The sequence below is a fragment of the Pseudomonas sp. GP01-A4 genome (genome assembly GCF_058780865.1).
In genome coordinates this window covers 85,295-104,832 of the sequence record NZ_JBYSWF010000016.1, presented here as the reverse complement: position 1 = coordinate 104,832, position 19,538 = coordinate 85,295, and the positions used below count along the sequence as shown (strand labels likewise).

The 19,538-nt window shown below is 62.0% G+C and carries 18 protein-coding genes; 8 read left to right on the top strand and 10 right to left on the bottom strand.

All coding sequences use genetic code 11. The features are described from left to right. Window positions 1-77: 77 nt before the first annotated feature. The 4 genes from AC3WKX_RS12385 to AC3WKX_RS12370 form a co-directional block, all read right to left on the bottom strand. Window positions 78-1,046 carry a FecR domain-containing protein gene (locus AC3WKX_RS12385; protein WP_102370054.1) on the bottom strand — a complete coding sequence of 323 codons (969 nt, stop codon included), beginning with the start codon at window positions 1,044-1,046 and terminating at the stop codon, window positions 78-80. Then, window positions 1,043-1,561 carry an RNA polymerase sigma factor gene (locus tag AC3WKX_RS12380; RefSeq protein WP_102604388.1) on the bottom strand — a complete coding sequence of 173 codons (519 nt, stop codon included), beginning with the start codon at window positions 1,559-1,561 and terminating at the stop codon, window positions 1,043-1,045. Before AC3WKX_RS12380 ends, AC3WKX_RS12385 begins: the two co-directional genes overlap by 4 nt. Window positions 1,562-1,821: 260 nt before the next feature. Further along, window positions 1,822-2,529: a 3'-5' exonuclease gene (locus tag AC3WKX_RS12375; RefSeq protein WP_003211091.1), complete on the bottom strand. Its 708-nt coding sequence runs from the start codon at window positions 2,527-2,529 to the stop codon at window positions 1,822-1,824. Then, the gene (locus tag AC3WKX_RS12370; RefSeq protein ID WP_003211088.1) at window positions 2,526-4,448 is read right to left on the bottom strand and encodes a putative nucleotidyltransferase substrate binding domain-containing protein; all 1,923 of its coding nucleotides are present in this window, start codon (window positions 4,446-4,448) and stop codon (window positions 2,526-2,528) included. Before AC3WKX_RS12370 ends, AC3WKX_RS12375 begins: the two co-directional genes overlap by 4 nt. A gap of 246 nt (window positions 4,449-4,694) precedes the next feature. Here AC3WKX_RS12370 and AC3WKX_RS12365 point away from each other — a divergent pair, with 246 nt between their 5' ends. Both AC3WKX_RS12365 and AC3WKX_RS12360 read left to right on the top strand, forming a co-directional pair. Next, complete coding sequence (locus AC3WKX_RS12365) at window positions 4,695-5,141, top strand: response regulator (protein ID WP_003211086.1); 447 nt, start codon at window positions 4,695-4,697, stop codon at window positions 5,139-5,141. Between the two features lie 134 nt (window positions 5,142-5,275). Next, window positions 5,276-5,704 carry a hypothetical protein gene (locus AC3WKX_RS12360; RefSeq protein WP_102604389.1) on the top strand — a complete coding sequence of 143 codons (429 nt, stop codon included), beginning with the start codon at window positions 5,276-5,278 and terminating at the stop codon, window positions 5,702-5,704. 44 nt (window positions 5,705-5,748) lie between these two features. On the opposite strand, the gene AC3WKX_RS12355 is transcribed toward AC3WKX_RS12360, so the two are convergent. Next, complete coding sequence (locus AC3WKX_RS12355; RefSeq protein WP_102604390.1) at window positions 5,749-7,926, bottom strand: malate synthase G; 2,178 nt, start codon at window positions 7,924-7,926, stop codon at window positions 5,749-5,751. 420 nt (window positions 7,927-8,346) lie between these two features. Between AC3WKX_RS12355 and AC3WKX_RS12350 the strand changes: the two genes are divergently transcribed. Then, on the top strand, window positions 8,347-8,865 hold the full coding sequence (locus tag AC3WKX_RS12350; protein WP_003211081.1) for a glycine cleavage system transcriptional repressor: 519 nt from the start codon (window positions 8,347-8,349) through the stop codon (window positions 8,863-8,865). Window positions 8,866-9,087: 222 nt separating this feature from the next. On the opposite strand, the gene rarD is transcribed toward AC3WKX_RS12350, so the two are convergent. From rarD to AC3WKX_RS12325, 5 genes are all read right to left on the bottom strand, one after another. Then, window positions 9,088-9,972, bottom strand: coding sequence for an EamA family transporter RarD (gene rarD, locus AC3WKX_RS12345; protein ID WP_102604391.1), 885 nt, complete (start codon window positions 9,970-9,972; stop codon window positions 9,088-9,090). Window positions 9,973-10,079: 107 nt separating this feature from the next. Then, window positions 10,080-11,054 carry a serine/threonine protein kinase gene (locus tag AC3WKX_RS12340; protein ID WP_003211077.1) on the bottom strand — a complete coding sequence of 325 codons (975 nt, stop codon included), beginning with the start codon at window positions 11,052-11,054 and terminating at the stop codon, window positions 10,080-10,082. A gap of 193 nt (window positions 11,055-11,247) precedes the next feature. Continuing rightward, entirely contained in the window at window positions 11,248-13,146 is a 1,899-nt protein-coding gene (locus AC3WKX_RS12335) for a PhoX family protein (protein WP_102604392.1), read from the bottom strand. Window positions 13,147-13,217: 71 nt separating this feature from the next. Further along, window positions 13,218-13,982, bottom strand: coding sequence for a TOBE domain-containing protein (locus tag AC3WKX_RS12330; protein ID WP_102604393.1), 765 nt, complete (start codon window positions 13,980-13,982; stop codon window positions 13,218-13,220). Between the two features lie 57 nt (window positions 13,983-14,039). Continuing rightward, a complete protein-coding gene (locus AC3WKX_RS12325; protein ID WP_102604394.1) occupies window positions 14,040-14,777 on the bottom strand; it encodes a ComFC family protein in 738 nt (245 codons plus the stop codon). Between the two features lie 89 nt (window positions 14,778-14,866). Between AC3WKX_RS12325 and bioB the strand changes: the two genes are divergently transcribed. From bioB to bioD, 5 genes are all read left to right on the top strand, one after another. After that, a complete protein-coding gene (bioB, locus tag AC3WKX_RS12320) occupies window positions 14,867-15,922 on the top strand; it encodes a biotin synthase BioB (protein ID WP_003211072.1) in 1,056 nt (351 codons plus the stop codon). 153 nt (window positions 15,923-16,075) lie between these two features. After that, a complete protein-coding gene (gene bioF, locus AC3WKX_RS12315; RefSeq protein WP_102604395.1) occupies window positions 16,076-17,254 on the top strand; it encodes an 8-amino-7-oxononanoate synthase in 1,179 nt (392 codons plus the stop codon). Then, a complete protein-coding gene (locus AC3WKX_RS12310) occupies window positions 17,247-17,978 on the top strand; it encodes an alpha/beta fold hydrolase (RefSeq protein ID WP_102604396.1) in 732 nt (243 codons plus the stop codon). Before bioF ends, AC3WKX_RS12310 begins: the two co-directional genes overlap by 8 nt. Continuing rightward, on the top strand, window positions 17,971-18,780 hold the full coding sequence (gene bioC, locus AC3WKX_RS12305) for a malonyl-ACP O-methyltransferase BioC (RefSeq protein WP_102370046.1): 810 nt from the start codon (window positions 17,971-17,973) through the stop codon (window positions 18,778-18,780). The genes AC3WKX_RS12310 and bioC overlap by 8 nt, the downstream gene beginning before the upstream one ends. Further along, window positions 18,777-19,457 carry a dethiobiotin synthase gene (bioD, locus tag AC3WKX_RS12300; RefSeq protein ID WP_008434374.1) on the top strand — a complete coding sequence of 227 codons (681 nt, stop codon included), beginning with the start codon at window positions 18,777-18,779 and terminating at the stop codon, window positions 19,455-19,457. The genes bioC and bioD overlap by 4 nt, the downstream gene beginning before the upstream one ends. Window positions 19,458-19,538 lie beyond the last annotated feature (81 nt).

Below are 19,538 nucleotides of genomic sequence, written 5' to 3'. Positions count from 1 at the left end.
AGCTCCCACAGGGGAACGCATTCCACCTGTGGGAGCTGGCTTGCCTGCGATGACAATGGCCTATGCACCACAGGAGCCTACGGCTTGGGCGCCACCGTCACCCACCACGGCGTGTGTTGTTGAATCTGCACCGGCAAGGTCGGCAGCAGCGCGTTCAGTGCCAGGTTGGTGTCGTGCAGCGGGAAGCTGCCGGTGATCCGCAGGTCGGCCACCTGTTTATCCACACCCAGGTAACCGGTGCGGTAGCGGCTCAGCTCGGCAACCACATCGCCGAGCCGCGCGTTGTCCACCACCAGCATGCCGCGCGTCCAGGCGTCGGTGCCGGGGCTGACGGCAAGCATCGGGCCGAGGCTGTCGCGGCGCATCAGCACTTGCTGGCCTTCCTTGAAGATCTGCTCTTGATGCAGCGCTTCAGGCTGTGCGCCGACGGCAGACTGCAACACGCTGAGGCGGGTGCCATCTTCCTCGCGCTTGACGATAAACCGTGTGCCCAGGGCGCGCAGGCTGCCTTCGCGGGTTTCGACAAAAAACGGGCGGGCGTCGTTGTGGCCGGTTTCGACAAGGATCTCGCCTTCCTGCAATACGATCAGCCGACGTTTCTCGTCAAAGCGCACGTCAATGGCGCTGTGGGTGTTGAGGTTGATCACGGTGCCATCCGCCAGCTTCAGGGTGCGCTGTTCACCGGTGGCGGTGCGCTGGTCGGCCAGCCAATAGTTGAGCGGCACGTAGCGCTGGCCGACGAACAATGCCAGGCCGCACACCAGCACCACACTGGCCAGGCCGCTGCCGAGCTTGCGCACGCGGCGGCGAATGCCTTCGCGTGACTGCAGCAATGCCGCACGGGCCGGGCCCGAGGCCACACTGAAACGCTGATCGAGCATGCCCAACTGGCGCCAGGCGCGGGCGTGTTCTTCGTTGCTGGCCAGCCATTTGGCGAATTCTTCCTGCTCCACGGCACTGCCGTCGCCCGAACCGAGGGACAGTTGCCAGGCAATGGCCGCGTCGAGCACCCGCGCCGACACCGGCTTGGAACTGACCGGGCTCACAGCGGCTCGCCATACAGGGCGATGTAGCACTGGCGGATACCCTGGGCCAGGTATTGCCGCACCCGGGGCACGGAAACCCCCAGGCGCTGGGCGATTTCGGCGTGGCCCATGCCGTCGAGGCGGTTATAGAGGAAGGCCGCGCGGGCCTTGCTCGAGAGTTTGCCCAGCAGGCGGTCGATGGCCTTGAGGTCCTCGAGGATCAGTTGCTGTTCTTCCGGGGACGGGTGCTCGCTTTCCGGGATCAGCATCAGTTCGCTGAGGTAAGCCTGTTCCAGCGCGGCGCGACGGAAATAATCGAACAGCAGGCCCTTGGCGATGGCCACCAGGAACGCCCGCGGCTCGCGGGGTTCACGCAGTTCTTCACGGCGCAGCAGGCGCATGAAGGTGTCCTGGCTGAGGTCTTCGGCGCGGCTGGGGCAGGCCACGTTGCGTCGCAGCCACGCCAACAGCCAGCGGCGATGGTCGCGGTACAACGCGCCAACAAGCTCACTGTGGGGACTTTGGATTGACGACAAGGCGACACCGATCGGAAAGTTTAAACTAACGAGAATTATTCGCGATTGTGGCAGAGGTGTAAGGCGGGTGCAATTGGCGTTGGTCGGGCGGCGGCGTAATGCTATCTATCATGGTGATGCCGCTTACTGTGGCGAGGGAGCTTGCTCCCGCTCGGCTGCGCAGCAGTCGTAATCCAGGCAGTGCATTTATTCAGTTGGAAATGGGTTGGCTGATTTGGGGGCGCTTCGCACCCCAGCGGGAGCAAGCTCCCTCGCCACCATTAGAATGAGGGCGCTTGCTTGCGGCGTTTCCATTGGCCCAGGCGCTGTTGTAACGCGTGCGGGCTGTCGATCTGCTGCTGCCGTGCGCGGCTGAACAAAATCAGCATCAGTTCCGCCGTTGCCAGCGCATCCGCACTGGCATGGTGACGCTCGCCCACTTGCAGCTTGAAATGCGTGATCCAGTCATCCAGCCCGGCTTCGCGGATGTTGGCGTCGGGGCACAGCAGCGGGGCGATGTCGGCCACGTCCAGGAACGGGTGGTTCAAGCGATAGCCCAGGCTGTCCTTGAGTGCCCGGCACAGCATGTGTTGATCGAAGGGCGCATGAAACGCCAGCAGCGGGCTGTCGCCGACAAACTCCATGAAGTCCATCAGCGCTTCTGCCGGGTCACTGCCCGCCGCAATGGCGCTGGGCCCCAGGCCATGGATCAGCACGCTGGGGTTGAGCTTGGTCTCGGCCCGGTGCAGGGTGCGCTCGAATAATTGCGAGAAGTCCACTGCGCCGTCCTCGATCACCACGGCGCCAATCGAAAGCACCTGGTCACGATTGAGGTTCAGGCCGCTGGTTTCCAGGTCCACCACCACCCAGCGCTGGGCCCGCAGCGATCCGTCCCCCAGCTCCCCAGGTGTGGGCAATTGTTCGACGCGCCGTTGTTGCGCCGCATCCAGGCCAGGTTTGGGTTTGCGCAACCAGCCAAACCAGCTCACAGCTGATACCGCAACGTCAGGCTGCCTTGCAGGCGTTGGGCCTGGCGCAGGGATTCGCGCAGGATGCGCCGGTCGAGGTGGTTGAGGCTGTCGGGATCGACGCGGTTGGAGTAGGGCAGGTTCTCGCGGGTTTGCAGTTGGTGTTGTTGCATGCGGGTTTGCTGGATGAAGTGATAGGCCTCTTCATAGGCGGCGCCATCAAGGCGTTCGATGACTTCCCTGGCCACCAGTTGGCGCAAGCGCTCCAGGGTGTTGATGGCGCTGATGCCGTTGGCCAATGCCAGCAGCCGGGCACCGTCGACAAATGGCGTGAGGCCTTGCACCTTGAGGTCGAGAGTTGCCTTGTCGGCGCCTTTGCGCGTCAACACAAAATCCCGGAAGCGCCCCACCGGCGGGCGCTGGCGCAACGCGTTCTCGGCCAGCATGCGCTGGAACAAGCGGTTGTCTGCCACCTGGTCGAGAATGCCCTGGCGCAATTGCTCGCACCCTTGCTCATCGCCCCACACCACCCGCAAATCAAAATAGATGCTCGAACCCAGCAGATTCTCCGGCGTCGCCTCACGGATAAACCCGGCAAAGCGCCGCGCCCATTCCGCCCGGGACAGGCACAGCTCCGGGTTACCGGCCATGATATTGCCCTTGCACAGGCTGAAGCCGCACAGCGCCAGGCTCTGGTTGATCTGTTGTGCCAGCGGCAGCAGGCGCCCGCGAATCTCGGCGGCTTCGGCGGCGTCCCGGGCTTCGAACAGGATGCCGTTGTCCTGGTCGGTATACAGCGTCTGCTCGCGGCGGCCCTCGCTGCCGAAACACAGCCAGCTGAATGGCACGCCCGGGTCGCCCTTGTCGGCCAGGGTCAACTCGATGACACGGCACACCGTGTGATCGTTGAGCAAGGTGATGATGTGGGTGATCTGCGTAGACGACGCGCCGTGGGCGAGCATGCGCTCCACCAACTGGCCGATTTCGCCACGGATCGCCACCAGGTTTTCGACCCTGGGCGCATTGCGGATGGTGCGCGCCAGGTGCACCAGGTCCACCCGCTGCAGGGAAAACAGGTCACGCTCGGACACCACGCCACACAGGCGCTGATCCTTGACCAGGCACACGTGGGCGATATGCCGTTCGGTCATCGCAATCGCCGCGTCGAAGGCGCTGTGGTCCGGCGTGAGGAAAAACGGCGCCTGGGTCATATGGCGCTCGATGCCCTGGTTGAAATCACTGGTGCCGTCGGCCACCACCTGGCGCAGGTCCCGCAGGGTGAAAATCCCCAGGGGCGCCTTGTGTTCATCGACGATCACAATGCTGCCCACCTGCTGCTCGTGCATTTGCGTGACCGCTTCACGCAGCGGCGTCAGCGGGCTGCAGGTGACCGGGTGACGCATGGCCAATTCGCCCAGGCGGGTGTTCAGCGAATATTGGGTGCCGAGGGTTTCCACGGCCTTTTGCTGGACTTGCTGGTTGACCTGGTCCAGCAAGCTGCTCACGCCGCGCAAGGCAAAGTCGCGAAACGCGCTGGAAAGGGCGAACAGCTTGATAAAGGCCGGCTTGTTCAGTTGCAGGCAGAAGGTGTCTTCGGCGGCTTTGTGCTCGGTACGGGTGGCCCGCTCCCCCAGCAGCGCCGCCAACGGAAAACATTCACCGGTGGTGATTTCAAAGGTGGTTTCTGTCGAGTCCGGCCGCTCGCCGACTACGCGCCCCTGCTTGACGATATAGAAGTGTTCCACCGGCCCGCCCGAGGGCTTGAGGATGCTCTCGCCGGGGCCGTAGAAGCGCAATTGACACTGCTCTACCAGAAATCCCAGGTGGGCGTTTTCCATTTGGTTGAACGGCGGGAAGCGTTGCAGGAATTGCAGGGTGCCGTGGATGTTCTGCAACACAGCGGTTTTCCCCGCTTGTGTGAAAGCATCAGCTTTACTCATACCTATGACCGCAGTTTTTTTGTCGTTATCGTGCCCCATGGTCGACTCCTGCGCTGCGGGTGCCCATTGGACGTAAGTCTAGGTAGCGTTATGCCTTCCACGACTAGGGAAAAACCTTACATGAATATCGTCCAAACCCCGTAGAACGCCCACTAGGCAAACTTTCCGACGAAGTGCACATTGTTCGCCCTTCCGGCGATGTCTGACTTCTGTGCTGGGAGATTGAATAGAACTGCCGAGAAACGTATGTCCGACCACGATATTTTGAGTGATGCCGAGCGCGAGGCCCTGAGTGCTGTTATGCAGGAGCCGGATTTGCCGCCACAACGGGTTTTGATCGTGGATGACGACAAGGACGCGCGCGAACTGTTGGCAGAAATTCTTGGCCTGGACGGCATTCGTTGCATGACCGCCGACAGCGGCGAGGCTGCATGGGACTTGTTGAGTTCCAGCAGCTCCATCGGCTTGCTGATCACCGACCTGCGCATGACGCCGAGCAACGGGCTGCAATTGATTCGCCAGGTGCGCGAATCCACCCGGGCGGCGCTGCCGATCATCATCATGTCGGGTGACGCCGAAGCGCCGGATGTGATTGATGCGATGCATTTGAGCGTGGTGGACTTTTTGCTCAAGCCGATTGATAGCGTGAAGCTGGCGAAAATGGTGAAGCGGGAGTTGGGGATGGCGTCCTAGACGGTGCCATTGGTCTGATTTCGCGAAGAACTGTCAATTCTGACAGTAGGAATAGCTTGAGAGCGTCTGTTTACTGGTTTGGGGTTTGCTGATCGTCGATCAGCGCCTCATAAAGCCATGAACAGGAGTTCGCTATGAGCACCAAACTTTTTCGAGTTGAAGATGAGGCCTTGCAGGACGCAAGGGTGAGGGCACAATCCGGGGACGCTTTTGTTCTTGTGCTTGCTCCCGGCAAGTTTCGGTTTTTCAGCACCAAGGAAGTCCTCGGGTTCCTGTCATGGACAGCGGTGCTTGGGGCAGGTCAAGAGCGTATTGACCTGGATTATGGGCACGATGTGCCGAACGGCCTTCATGAATTCGAGGCAAGGGGCAGGCGCGTGACTTACCGTGCGCCAGACGGTAAGGATTATTTCGGACCTACTGAAGGGAAGATCTTTCTTGAAGTTGAACGCCCCCCGACCGGTACCGCTTTCACGCACAAGGGTAACTTTTTGAATGTGCGGTTCGAGTCGGATGGTAATACGGTCGTTCTCAATGGCGGTTATAAACTCAGCTCTTCTTAAACCGCTGCAAAAAAGCCCTGATCTCTCGACCAGGGCTTTTTTATTTACAGGCCGTTTTTAGCCTTGAACTCCCGACGCCGACGGTGCAACACCGGCTCGGTATAGCCGTTCGGCTGCTTCGTCCCCTCAATCACCAACTCCACCGCTGCCTGGAACGCGATGTTGCTGTCGAAATCCGGAGCCAGCGGGCGGTACAGCGCATCCCCGGCGTTCTGACGGTCCACCACCGGCGCCATGCGCTTGAGGCTTTCCATCACCTGGGCTTCATTGACGATGCCGTGGCGCAACCAGTTGGCAATGTGCTGGCTGGAGATACGCAGGGTGGCGCGGTCTTCCATCAGGCCGACGTCGTTGATGTCCGGGACTTTCGAGCAACCCACGCCCTGGTCGATCCAGCGCACCACGTAACCGAGGATGCCCTGGGCGTTGTTGTCCAGCTCGTTGCGGATTTCTTCGTCGGACCAATCGGTATTCTGGGCCAGGGGAATGGTCAGGATATCGTCTACCGAAGCACGTTCGCGCTTGGCCAGTTCGGCCTGGCGGGCGAACACGTCAACCTTGTGGTAGTGCAGCGCATGCAGCGCAGCCGCCGTCGGCGAAGGAACCCACGCCGTGTTGGCGCCGGCCAGCGGGTGAGCAATCTTCTGCTCCAGCATGGCGGCCATCAGGTCGGGCATCGCCCACATGCCTTTACCGATTTGTGCGCGGCCTTGCAGGCCGGTGCTCAAGCCGATGTCCACGTTCCAGTTTTCGTAGGCGCCGATCCACTTCTCAGCCTTCATGGCGGCCTTGCGCACCATCGCGCCGGCTTCCATGGAGGTGTGGATCTCGTCGCCGGTACGGTCGAGGAAGCCGGTGTTGATAAACACCACGCGCTCGCTGGCGGCCTTGATGCAGGCCTTGAGGTTGACCGTGGTGCGGCGCTCCTCGTCCATGATCCCGACTTTGAGGGTGTTGCGCGGCAGCTTCAGCACGTCTTCGATGCGACCGAACAGCTCGTTGGTGAACGCGGCTTCTTCCGGGCCATGCATTTTCGGTTTAACGATGTAGACCGAACCGGTGCGGCTGTTCTTGCGGCTGGTGTTGCCGTTAAGGCTGTGGATCGCCGACAGGCTGGTGAGCAGGCCGTCGAGAATGCCTTCCGGCACTTCGTTGCCATCCTTGTCGAGGATCGCGTCGATGGTCATCAAGTGGCCAACGTTACGCACGAACAGCAGCGAACGACCGTGCAGGGTCACTTCCTTGCCGTCGGCACCGGTGTAGACGCGGTCGGCGTTCATGGTGCGGGTAAAGGTCTTGCCACCCTTGGCGACTTCTTCCGACAGGTCGCCCTTCATCAGGCCGAGCCAGTTGCGGTAGATCACCACCTTGTCATCGGCATCGACGGCGGCGACGGAGTCTTCGCAGTCCATGATGGTGGTCAGGGCGGCTTCCATCAGCACGTCTTTCACGCCGGCGGCGTCGGTCTGGCCGACCGGGGTGCTGGCGTCGACCTGGATTTCGAAGTGCAGGCCGTTGTGCTTCAGCAGGATGGCAGTCGGCTTGGCTGCGTCGCCCTGGTAGCCGATCAACTGGGCATCGCTGCGCAGGCCGCTGTTGCTGCCGCCCTTGAGGCTGACCACGAGCTTGCCGTCGACGATCTTGTAGCCAGTGGAGTCCACGTGGCTGCCGGCAGCCAATGGCGCGGCTTCGTCAAGGAAGGCGCGGGCGAAGGCGATGACTTTGTCGCCACGCACCTTGTTGTAGCCTTTGCCTTTCTCGGCGCCGTCGGCTTCGCTGATGGCATCGGTGCCATAGAGCGCGTCATACAGTGAGCCCCAGCGCGCATTCGAGGCGTTGAGGGCGAAACGGGCGTTCATCACCGGCACCACCAGTTGCGGGCCGGCCATGTGGGCAATTTCTTCATCGACGTTTTGGGTCGAGGCCTGGAAATCCGCGGCTTCTGGCAGCAGGTATCCGATATCTTGAAGGAAGGCTTTGTAGGCCACCGCGTCGTGGGCCTGGCCGGCGTGCGCCTGGTGCCAGGTGTCGATCCGCGCTTGAAAATCGTCGCGTTTGGCGAGTAGGGCTTTGTTCTTCGGCGCCAGGTCGTGGATGACCTTATCGGCACCGGCCCAGAACTGGTCGGCGGTAATGCCGGTACCAGGAATGGCTTCGTTGTTCACGAAGTCGAACAGGACTTTGGCGACCTGCAGGCCACCGACTTGAACGTGTTCAGTCATTGCTTGCCTCACTCTGCGGAGCTTATGCGCTTTTCAGCTTTTCAATTTACCAATGAAGCCTCTGGCCATGTAAACCGTGAACACGCTGCACCAGTACATGCCGTAGAAGGCGGCTGGGCGGGCTGCGTCGCGGTGCGTGGTTGCCTTGGCAGACATCGACCTAACGTTATGTAGTGCGCGATTGGGCATACTACATGATGAGTTGCGGTTGTGAAAATTAGACTAAATACGTCGTTTAGCGACCCACTTTGGTCGTACGGTCACAGTGGGGTACGGGATGTTCTCAAAAAACTATTGGATTGTTCCATATAAATATAAAAATGGTACACGATTTGTTTTCGTGGCTACCTGAGTCCACCTTGGTAGGTACGAGGGGAACGCCTGGTTCCTACCTGATTTTCATAAGAAGAGGACGACACCATGGACCATCTCGTACTGACTGTCATCGCCCCGGACAAACCCGGTGTGGTCGAACGCATCGCCCAATGCATCGCCGCCCATGGCGGCAACTGGCTGGAAAGCCGCATGGCGCACATGGCCGGGCAGTTTGCCGGGATTTTGCGGGTGAGCGTGCCGGCGGAAAATCGGCTGGACTTGATTGGCGCGCTGGAAGACTTGTCCACCCACGGCATTCGCGTGCTGCTGGGCGAAAGCAGTTCGCTCGCCCCCAGCGAGTCGCAACCCATCGCGATGGAACTGGTCGGTAACGACCGGCCGGGGATTGTTCGCGACATCACCGCGCTGCTCAGCAAGCAGGGTGTCAACCTGGAGCGCTTGATCACCGACGTGCGCCCGGCGCCCATGAGCAGCGACCTGCTGTTCCACGCCGAAGCCTTGCTGGCGGTGCCGTTGACGCTGCCGCTGGAAACCTTGCAGGCGGCGCTGGAAACCCTGGCCGACGACTTGATGGTGGAACTGGAACTACGCAGCGAGGAATAGTTGCCCACAAGGTTATGCATGGAAATCTTGCATGGGCCTGTGGATAACCTGTAGAGACCCGCGTCCGGCCCAGGCGGGCCGTGGCTCTTCGCCAGCTGGCTAAAAAACGAACAGTTTCAAGGGCTTGTGCACAAACGCCGGGGACCAGGCTGTGGATAACCTTGGGGTGAATGCCTGCAAGCCACACCGGCCGTGGCTTGCAGAGTTTTGTACGTTATTTGATCAGTTTTTCCGCACAGTCATCCAGGCGTCGATGCTGTAAACCACCAGGCCGGCCCAGATAAAGCAGAAGGCGGTCAGCGTGGCGGGTGCCAGGTGTTCGTTGAACAACAGCACGGCTTCCAGCAGCACCAGGGTGGGCGCCACGTATTGCAGGAAGCCCAGGGCGGTGTAGGGCAAATGCCGTGCGGCGGCGTTGAAACACACCAGCGGGATCAGCGTCACCGGGCCTGCGGCCACCAGCCACCACGCTTCGGAGGTGCTCCAGAATTCCATCTGTGCGCTGTGGGCCGAGGGGTTGAACAGCAACCATGCGATGGCAATCGGCACCAGCATCCAGGTTTCCACCACCAGCCCGGGCAATGCCTTGACCGGCGCCTGCTTGCGGATCAACCCGTAGAAACCAAAGGTCGCCGCCAGGACCAGGGATACCCACGGCAGGCTGCCGACTTGCCAAACCTGTTGCGCCACACCTACCGCTGCCAGGCCCACGGCCACCCATTGCAGGCGGCGCAGGCGCTCGCCGAGGATCACCATGCCCAGCAGCACGTTCACCAGCGGGTTGATGTAGTAACCCAGGCTGGCCTCCAGCATGCGGCCACTGTTCACCGACCACACATAGGTCAGCCAGTTGGCTGCGATCAAGGTGCCGCTCAGGGCCAGGATCGCCAGGCGCCTGGGGTTGTCCCGCAGTTCTCGGAGCCAGCCCGGGTGTTTCCAGACTATCAGCAGCAGACTGCCGAACAGCGCCGACCACAGCACGCGGTTGACGATGATTTCTGCGGCGGGAACGCTGGCGATGGCCTTGAAGTAGATCGGGAACAGGCCCCAGATGACGTAGGCGCTCAGGCCCAATATGTACCCGCGACGGGGGTTGGCGGCTTGCATGCAGAATCCTTGCTTAGGCAGCTAACAAAGCCGCGATTGTAAGGATATTTGTCAGCGGATGTGTGTTGAAAGTGTAGGGCCCAAGGTCAGGGCCCAGACGGCAGGGATCAGAACAGCTTCAACGGTTCTTCGTTGAGCGCCGACAACTGTTCACGCAACGCCAGAACCTGGTCGCCCCAGTAACGTTCGCTGCCAAACCAGGGAAAGCTGTGGGGGAACGCCGGGTCGTCCCAGCGCCGTGCAAGCCAGGCGCTGTAGTGCATCAGGCGCAGGGCACGCAGGGGTTCGATCAGGGCCAGTTCGCGCGGGTCGAAGTCGTGGAATTCCTGGTAGCCGTCCATCAATTCCGACAGTTGCCCCAGGCATTCCTGACGATCACCGGCGAGCATCATCCACAGGTCCTGAACGGCGGGGCCCATGCGGCAGTCATCGAGGTCGACGATATGGAACATCTCGTCGCGGCACATCATGTTGCCGGGGTGGCAATCGCCGTGCATGCGGATGTTCTTGTGGGGCGTGGCCTTGTAGACCTCCTCCACACGCTTGAGCAGGTCGCGGGCCACGGACTCGTAGGCTGGCAGCAGGCTGCGAGGAATGAAGTTGCCTTCCAGCAGGGTGTTCAGGGAATCGTGACCGAAATTCTTCACGCCCAGGGCTTCGCGGTGTTCGAAGGGGCGGGTGGAACCGACCGCATGCAGGCGGCCGAGCAATTGGCCGAGGCGATACAACTGGTCGAGGTTGCCCGGCTCCGGTGCGCGTCCGCCACGGCGCGGGAACAGGGTGAAGCGAAAACCCGCGTGCTCGAACAGGCTTTCACCGTTGTGAATCATCGGCGCCACCACCGGCACTTCGCACTCGGCCAGTTCGAAGGTGAAGCTGTGTTCTTCGAGGATCGCTTCGTTGGTCCAGCGTTGCGGCCGATAGAACTTGGCGATCAAGGGCTCGGAGTCTTCGATGCCGACCTGGTAGACACGGTTTTCGTAGCTGTTGAGCGCGAGGATGCGGGCGTCGCTGAGGAAACCGATGCTTTCGACTGCGTCGAGCACCAGGTCAGGGGTCAGTGTTTCAAACGGGTGTGCCATGCGAACTCCTGCGCGCAGCAGGGCGCCGCGTCCGGCCGGGTATGGTAACGCACCCAGGGTTGGATAGGTGGTGACTGTTCTGACGCCTTCGCGAGCAAGTCGAATCGTCGCACCGCCGCTCCCACATTAAACCGAGTCCTGGCTTTGGAATGCGGTCAAGTGTGGGAGCGGGCTTGCTCGCGAAGAGGCCTTATCAGGCGCCGACGATCCCGCCATCATCCCGACGAATCGCCATCACCGAGGACCGTGGCTTGCCATTTGGCAGATGCTCCGGCCAGGTCGACCCACCGGTTTCCCCCGGATGCTGAATCCCCACAAACAGGGTTTTCTGGTCCGGCGAGAAGCTGATCCCGGTCACTTCACAGGCCACCGGCCCCACCATGAACCGCCGAATTTCACCGGTCGACGGGTCGGCACACAGCATCTGGTTATTGCCCATCCCGGCAAAGTCGCCGCCGTTGCTGTAGTCGCCATCGGTGAGGATCCACAACCGCCCGGCCTTGTCGAAGCCCAGGCCGTCCGGGCTGTTGAACATGTTCTGCGGGTTGATGTTGGATGAGCCGCCCTTTGGCGTGCCGGCATGCACCGCCGGGTTGCCGGCCACCACAAACAAATCCCAGCTGAAGTCCGGCGCGCCATGGTCGTTGGCATTGGCCTTCCAGCGCAGGATCTGCCCGTAGACGTTTTTCTCCCGCGGGTTCGGGCCGCCCACCGGCTGGCCGTCTTCGCCGCGCTTGGCGTTGTTGGTCAGGGTGCAATACACCTGGCCGTCGGTGGGGCTGACCACGATCCATTCCGGGCGGTCCATGCGGGTGGCTTTCACCACGCTGGCGGCCAGGCGCGCGTGGATCAGCACTTCGGCCTGGCTGGCAAAACCGCTGTTGGCGTCGATGCCGTTCTTGCCGTAGGTCAGTTCGACCCATTGGCCCTGGCCCTTGGGATGGTCGGCATTGCCGTCGCCCGCGTCGAAAATCGCCACATACAAGGTGCCGTGGTCCAGCAGGTCCTTGTTGGCCTTGGGGTTCTTGTGATTGATCTTGTCGCGGCTGATGAACTTGTAGATGAACTCGCCGCGCTCGTCGTCGCCCATGTACACCACGGCGCGGCCGTCGCGGGTTTCCGCCAGGGCAGCGTTTTCGTGCTTGAAGCGGCCCAGGGCGGTGCGTTTGACCGGTGTGGATTGCGGGTCGAACGGGTCGATTTCCACTACCCAGCCATGGCGGTTGAGTTCGTTGGGATTCTTGGCCATGTCGAAGCGCGGGTCGTGGGGGTGCCAGTTGATGTCTTTGCTGGCGGCGACCACGCCATAGCGTTTCTGCCCGGCGTCGAAGGTCTGTTGCGGGTTGCTGCTGCCGAAGCAGTCGGTGAAGTTCTCTTCGCAGGTGAGATACGTGCCCCACGGGGTCTTGCCGTTGGCGCAGTTCTGGAAGGTGCCGAGGACTTTTTTGCCGGTTTTGTCGGCGCTGGTTTTCAGCCAGGCATGGCCCGCCGCAGGGCCGCCGAAGCGGATCGGCGAGTTGCCGTGGATGCGCCGGTTGTAGCGCGAGTCCTGGACGAACTGCCAGGTGTCGCCCTTGCGCCGCACTTCGATCACCGACACCCCTTCGCTGGCCAACGCCTTGCGCACGTCTTCGGCCGACTGCGGCGCGCCGCCGTGGGCGTAGAGGTAGCGGTAGTTGGTGTATTCGTTGTTGATCGCCATCAGCGCGCGGTTGTCGTCACCGGGGAAGGCGAACAGGCTCATGCCGTCGTTGTTGTCGCCGAACTGCTGTTCCTGGGCCTTGGCGGTGCCGTTGCCGCTGGGGTCGAAGGCCGGTGCGTTCTTGTGCAGTGGCTGGCCCCAACTGATCAGTACCGAAGCGCTGTAGCCGGGCGGCAGGGTGATGGTGTCGCTGGTGGCCGAGGCGATGCTGGTGAAACCCAGCAATGGGCTGTTCGACGCGGCGTTGACCGCCAGGGCACTGCGGGTCAGCAGGTTGCCGCCGAGGAACATCGCGGCACCGCACAGGGCGCCGGCACCGATAAAACGCCGGCGGGTGAGGCCGACCATCTGTTCCAGGTCGGTGGCTTGGTTTTCTTCTAATAGGCTCATTTCAGGCTCCCTGCGGGTTTTTGCAGCCACCTTAGGGAGCAGTCGTGACGAAATTGTTGCAGTTTGAAGCGCTACACCGGAGTGCCCAGCAGCACGTTACTGGGGGAGAACTGCACCTTCACTTGCAGGCCTTCGGCGGCATTAATCTGTGCAAGCGCCTCGGGCCGGGCCAGGGCGCAGAGAACCTGGCCGTTGGGCAAGGTGATCCGCACCTCGCTGGGGCCGTCTTCGGCATCGAGAATGGCCTCGATTTTTCCTTCCAGGCAATTGTGTCCAGGTGTTGCTGCCTGCGTGACGGCCAGTACTTCAAGCCAGCCGGCCTTGATCAGGGCGACGACTTCGGTGCCGATCTCCAGCTCCAGGCGCAAGGTGCTGTCGTGGGTGATCTGCGCATCCAGGCGCAGCCCAGCGGCCAGCTCCAGGCGAATCAGGTCATTGCGGCCGTGGCTGTCGATGGCGATCACCCGGCCGTGCAACTGGTTACGTGCGCTGGTGCGCAGCATCAGGCGGCCCAGCAGGTTGAAGTCGCTGGCGTCTTCGGCGCAATCCAGCACCTGGGCTTGCAACACCTGCAGGCGTTGGTAAAGGCGTAATACCCGCTCACCCTCGGCCGTCAACCTGGCGCCGCCACCGCCCTTGCCGCCGACGCTGCGTTCCACCAGGGGCTTTTGCGCCAGGTTGTTCAGTTCGTCGATGGCGTCCCAGGCCGCCTTGTAGCTCAGCCCCGCACTCTTTGCGGCGCGGGTGATGGAGCCTTGTTCGGCAATATGTTGCAGCAGTGCAATGCGCTGCGGGCGACGGACGATGTGTTGGCTCAAGAGAGTTGGCAGGGACATGGTTACACGCTTCGATGGAATGGGCTGACGTTGCGGGCAGGGCGCCCGCGAGTCAAGTCATGTGCCGGGCTTGGGCGTACGGGCCAGGCAATACACATCCACCTGTCGGGCGCCGGCATCCATTAACAGGCGGGCGAGACTGCTGGCGGTGGCGCCGGTGGTCAGTACGTCGTCGATCAGCGCCAAGTGCCGGCCTTTGACTTGCGCGCCGTCGGCCAGGGCGAAGGCCTGGTGCAGGTTGCGCTTGCGGGTCCTGGCGTCCAGGTCTTGCTGCGCCACGGTTTCACGCGGCCGTGACAGCAGGTGCTCATCCCAGGGAATGTTCAGGTCCTTACTCAGCCAGCGGGCGAGCATCGCCGCCTGGTTGAAGCCCCGTTCCCGCAGGCGTTTGCGGGCCAAAGGCACGGGCAGCAGGCAGTCGGGGCGAGCCAGTGCGGCATCTTCATAGCGGTGTTGCAGGAATTGTCCCAACAGCTGCGCAAGCAGATGCCCCAGCGGCCAGCGGGCCTGATGCTTGAAACGGCTGATCAGGCTGTCGATGGGGAAGCTGTAGGTCCACGGCGCGACGACCTGCTTGAACGCCGCAGGTTGCTTCAAGCACTGGCCGCACACCAGGCCCGTCGCCGGCAATGGCAGTGCGCACACCTCGCAATGTTCCATCAGCCAAGGCAGCTCGGTTTCGCAGGCGCTGCAGACAGGATCGGCCGTTCCGCTGCTTTCATCGCAGACTAAACAGGTTTGGTTGCTTTTTAACCAGATGTAAACCTCGTGTTTGTTATCAAGTTGACAGTGCATGAATCTTCCTTAAATATGCCGAGCATCCGTGTCGTACCTGTGGGTATTACTCCCACAGGGCTTGCCAAAGCATAATCAAGGAATCGCCCATGAGCGCCAGCATCACTGCCAACCTGCGTCACGATTGGTCTTTAGCCGAAGTCAAAGCGCTGTTCGTGCAGCCCTTCAACGACCTGTTGTTCCAGGCGCAGACCGTGCACCGCGCGCATTTCGACGCCAACCGCGTCCAGGTTTCCACGCTGCTGTCGATCAAGACCGGCGCCTGCCCGGAAGATTGCAAATATTGTCCGCAGTCGGGCCACTACAACACCGGCCTGGAAAAAGAGAAGCTGATGGAAGTGCAGAAGGTCCTCGAAGAGGCCGCTCGCGCCAAGGCCATCGGTTCGACCCGTTTCTGCATGGGCGCCGCCTGGAAGCATCCGTCAGCCAAAGACATGCCCTACGTGCTGGAGATGGTCAAAGGCGTGAAAGCTATGGGCCTGGAAACCTGCATGACCCTCGGCCGTCTCGACCAGGACCAGACCGAAGCCCTGGCCCAGGCCGGCCTCGATTACTACAACCACAACCTCGACACGTCGCCGGAGTTCTACGGTTCGATCATCACCACCCGCACCTACGGCGAGCGCCTGCAAACCCTGGCGTACGTGCGTGATTCGGGGATGAAGATCTGCTCCGGCGGCATCCTCGGCATGGGCGAGTCCCTGGACGATCGCGCCAACCTGCTGATCCAGTTGGCCAACCTGCCGGAGCATCCGGAATCGGTGCCGATCAACATGCTGGTGAAAGTTGCCGGCACGCCGCTGGAAAACGCCGACGACATCGACCCGTTCGACTTCATCCGCATGCTGGCGGTGGCGCGCATCCTGATGCCGCAGTCCCATGTGCGGCTGTCGGCCGGGCGTGAGGCGATGAACGAGCAGATGCAGGCCCTGGCATTCTTTGCTGGCGCCAACTCGATTTTCTACGGCGACAAGCTGCTGACCACTGCCAACCCGCAGGCGGACAAGGACATGCAACTGTTCTCGCGCCTGGGCATCTTGCCGGAAGCTCGTGAAGAGCACGCCGATGAAGTGCACCAGGCGGCGATCGAGCAGGCGCTGGTGGAGCAGAAGAGCAGCGAGCAGTTCTATAACGCGGCTGTTTGATAAGTCCACTTTGGAATGCCACCCAAATGTGGGAGCGGGCTTGCTCGCGAAGGCGGTGTGTCAGCCAATACATAAGCTGACTGATCCACTGCTTTCGCGAGCAAGCCCGCTCCCACATTTTTGACTGCGTTCAACCTGATCTACCGAGGTCTCATGTCTTTCGATCTCGCCGCGCGTCTTGCGGCTCGTCGTGCCGAACACCTGTATCGCCAACGTCCACTGCTGCAGAGCCCGCAAGGCCCTGACGTGGTGGTCGACGGCCAGCCGTTGCTGGCGTTCTGCAACAACGATTACCTGGGCCTGGCCAATCACCCGCAAGTGATTGAAGCCTGGCGCGCGGGCGCGGCTCGCTGGGGCGTGGGTGGCGGCGCTTCGCATCTGGTGATCGGCCACAGCACGCCGCACCATGAACTGGAAGAGGCCCTGGCCGACCTCACTGGTCGCCCGCGGGCGCTGCTATTCACCACCGGTTACATGGCTAACCTTGGCGCCGTCACCGCGCTGGTGGGGCAGGGCGATACGGTGCTGGAAGACCGCCTTAACCACGCCTCGTTGCTGGATGCCGGTTTGCTCTCGGGTGCGCGCTTCAATCGTTACCTGCACAACGATGCTGAAAGCCTGGCCAAGCGCCTGGAGAAAGCCACCGGCAATACGCTGGTGGTGACCGACGGCGTGTTCAGCATGGACGGTGACCTGGCCGACTTGCCGGCGCTGGCCCGTGAAACCCGGGCCAAGGGCGCATGGTTGATGGTGGATGACGCCCATGGCTTCGGGCCTTTGGGCGCCAACGGTGGCGGGATCGTCGAGCATTTTGGCTTGAGCCAGGAAGATGTGCCGGTGCTGGTCGGCACCCTCGGCAAGGCTTTCGGTACCGCCGGCGCGTTTGTCGCGGGCAGCGAAGAGCTGATCGAAAGCCTGATCCAGTTCGCCCGTCCGTATATCTACACCACCAGCCAACCGCCGGCGCTGGCCTGTGCCACGCTGAAAAGCCTGGAATTGCTGCGCACCGAGCATTGGCGCCGTGAGCATCTCAATGGGCTGATTCGCCAGTTCCGCCAGGGCGCCGAGCAGATTGGCCTGGAACTGATGGACAGTTTCACGCCGATCCAGCCGATCATGATTGGCGACAGTGCCCGCGCCGTGCGTTTGTCGCAGATGCTGCGCGAGCGCGGGCTGATGGTCACCGCGATTCGGCCACCGACCGTGCCTGCCGGTAGCGCTCGCCTGCGGGTGACCCTGACGGCGGCCCACAGCAACGCCCAGGTGCAGCTATTGTTAAGCGCATTGGAAGAGTGTTTCCGCTTGTTAGGCCAGGAGCCCGACCATGCGTGATCGACTGATATTGCTGCCTGGCTGGGGCCTCGGCGTTTCGCTGCTGGAACCGCTGGCGGCGGCGTTGCAGGGGCTGGATGAACACTTGCAGGTGCAGATCGAACCGTTGCCGGACGTGGAGTCGGACGACCTTCAAGAGTGGCTCGATGAGCTGGATTCGACCTTGCCCCAAGACGTCTGGCTGGGTGGTTGGTCCCTCGGCGGCATGCTTGCTGCCGAGTTGGCCGCCCGGCGCGGTGATCATTGTTGCGGTTTGCTCACCTTTGCCAGCAACGCAAGCTTCGTGGCCTGGTCCCGCTGGGACCATGGCATGCACGAAGAGGATTTTATTGCGTTTCTTAACGGTTGCCGCCTTGATCCGGTTGCGACGTTAAAACGCTTCAGTCTGCTTTGCGCCCGGGGTTCCAGCGATCCCCGATCACTTGCTCGGCTATTGCTGGCGGGTGCCCCTAAAACCTCCGCGCAGACCTTGCTCAGTGGTCTGGAGCTGTTGGGCCGATTGGACACCCGTCAGGCGCTGGTCGACTTTCAAGGGCCGCAGTTGCATCTGTTTGCCGGGCTGGACGGGCTGGTTCCGGCTGAAGTGGCCAGTGAGTTGTTCGCCTTGTTGCCTGACGTTGAAATCGGCCTGATTGAACAGGCCGGTCACGCTTTTCTACTGGAGGACCCCCACGGTGTGGCGGGGGCCATCCAGGCTTTTTTGCATGAGTGCGGTGATGACTGATTTGTCCCATGTGTTGCCCGGCGGCTTGCCAGACAAGCGCCAGGTAGCGGCCTCCTTTTCCCGCGCAGCCGCCAGTTACGACAGCGTTGCCGAGTTGCAGCGTGCGGTGGGCAGCGAGCTGCTGCGGCGTTTGCCCGAAGGTCTTTCTCCACAACGCTGGCTGGACCTGGGCTGCGGCACGGGTTATTTCAGTCGTGTGCTGGGCCAGTCATTTGCGGGTAGCCAGGGTTTGGCCCTGGATATCGCCGAGGGCATGCTCAAACACGCCCGGCCGCTGGGCGGTGCACAACATTTCATCGCTGGCGATGCCGAGCGCTTGCCCTTGCAGGACGCCAGTTGCGGGCTGATCTACTCCAGTTTGGCAGTGCAGTGGTGTTCGGATTTTGCCGCAGTGCTCAGCGAAGCGCGGCGCGTATTGCAGCCCGGTGGCGTGCTGGCGTTTGCCAGCCTCTGCGTGGGTACGCTGGATGAGTTGCGCGAAAGCTGGCGCGCAGCGGATGGCATGGTTCATGTGAACCGCTTCCGGCCGTTCAGTGCTTATGAGCAACTGTGCGCAGCCAGTGGTTTGCGGGTGCGCAGCCTGGAGCAGCGCCCCCATGTGCTGCATTACCCCGACGTGCGCAGCCTGACCCACGAACTGAAAGCGTTGGGTGCGCACAATCTGAACCCGGGGCGCCCAGGAGGGTTGACGGGCCGGGCGCGGATTGTTGCACTGGTGCAAGCCTACGAGCAGTTCCGCCAGGCCCAGGGCCTGCCGGCAACTTATCAAGTGGTGTACGCCGTCCTGGAGAAACCTCTATGAATGCCGCTTACTTCATCACGGGGACCGACACCGACGTCGGCAAGACCACCGTCGCTGCCGGCCTGCTGCATGCCGCGCGGCAAGCCGGCAAAAGTACGGCGGCGGGCAAGCCGGTAGCCTCTGGGTGCCAGCTGACGCCCAAGGGCCTGCGCAATTCGGACGCCCTGGCGTTGCTGGCCGAGTGTTCGTTGCCGTTGAGTTATGCCGAGGTCAACCCGGTGGCCTTCGAGCCGGCCATCGCGCCGCATCTGGCGGCCCGTGAAGCCGGCGTGGCGCTGACGGTGCAGTCGTTGTTGAAGCCCATGCAGCACGTTCTCGCCAAGCAGGCGGACTTCACCTTGATCGAAGGTGCGGGCGGCTGGCGTGTGCCATTGGCGGACCAGGACAATTTGTCGGACCTGGCCCAGGCGCTGAAGCTGCCGGTGATCCTGGTGGTGGGTGTGCGGCTGGGGTGTATCAGCCACGCGTTGCTGACCGCAGAAGCCATCGCCCGGGACGGGTTGCCGCTGGCGGGCTGGGTGGCCAATATCATCGACCCCAAGACCTCTCGTCTGGAAGAAAACCTCGCGACCCTGGCTGAACGACTCCCCGCGCCATGCCTGGGAAGGGTGCCCAAGCTCAAGCATCCCAGCGCCGAAGCGGTCGCCGCGTACTTGCAACTGGACCTGCTTGACTAGTTTTGCCTATCGCGAAGGCATTATGCCATTAGTGTTTTTGACGGGCGTTTTGCCGGTAGGTCTGCTTCAATAACAGTTCAC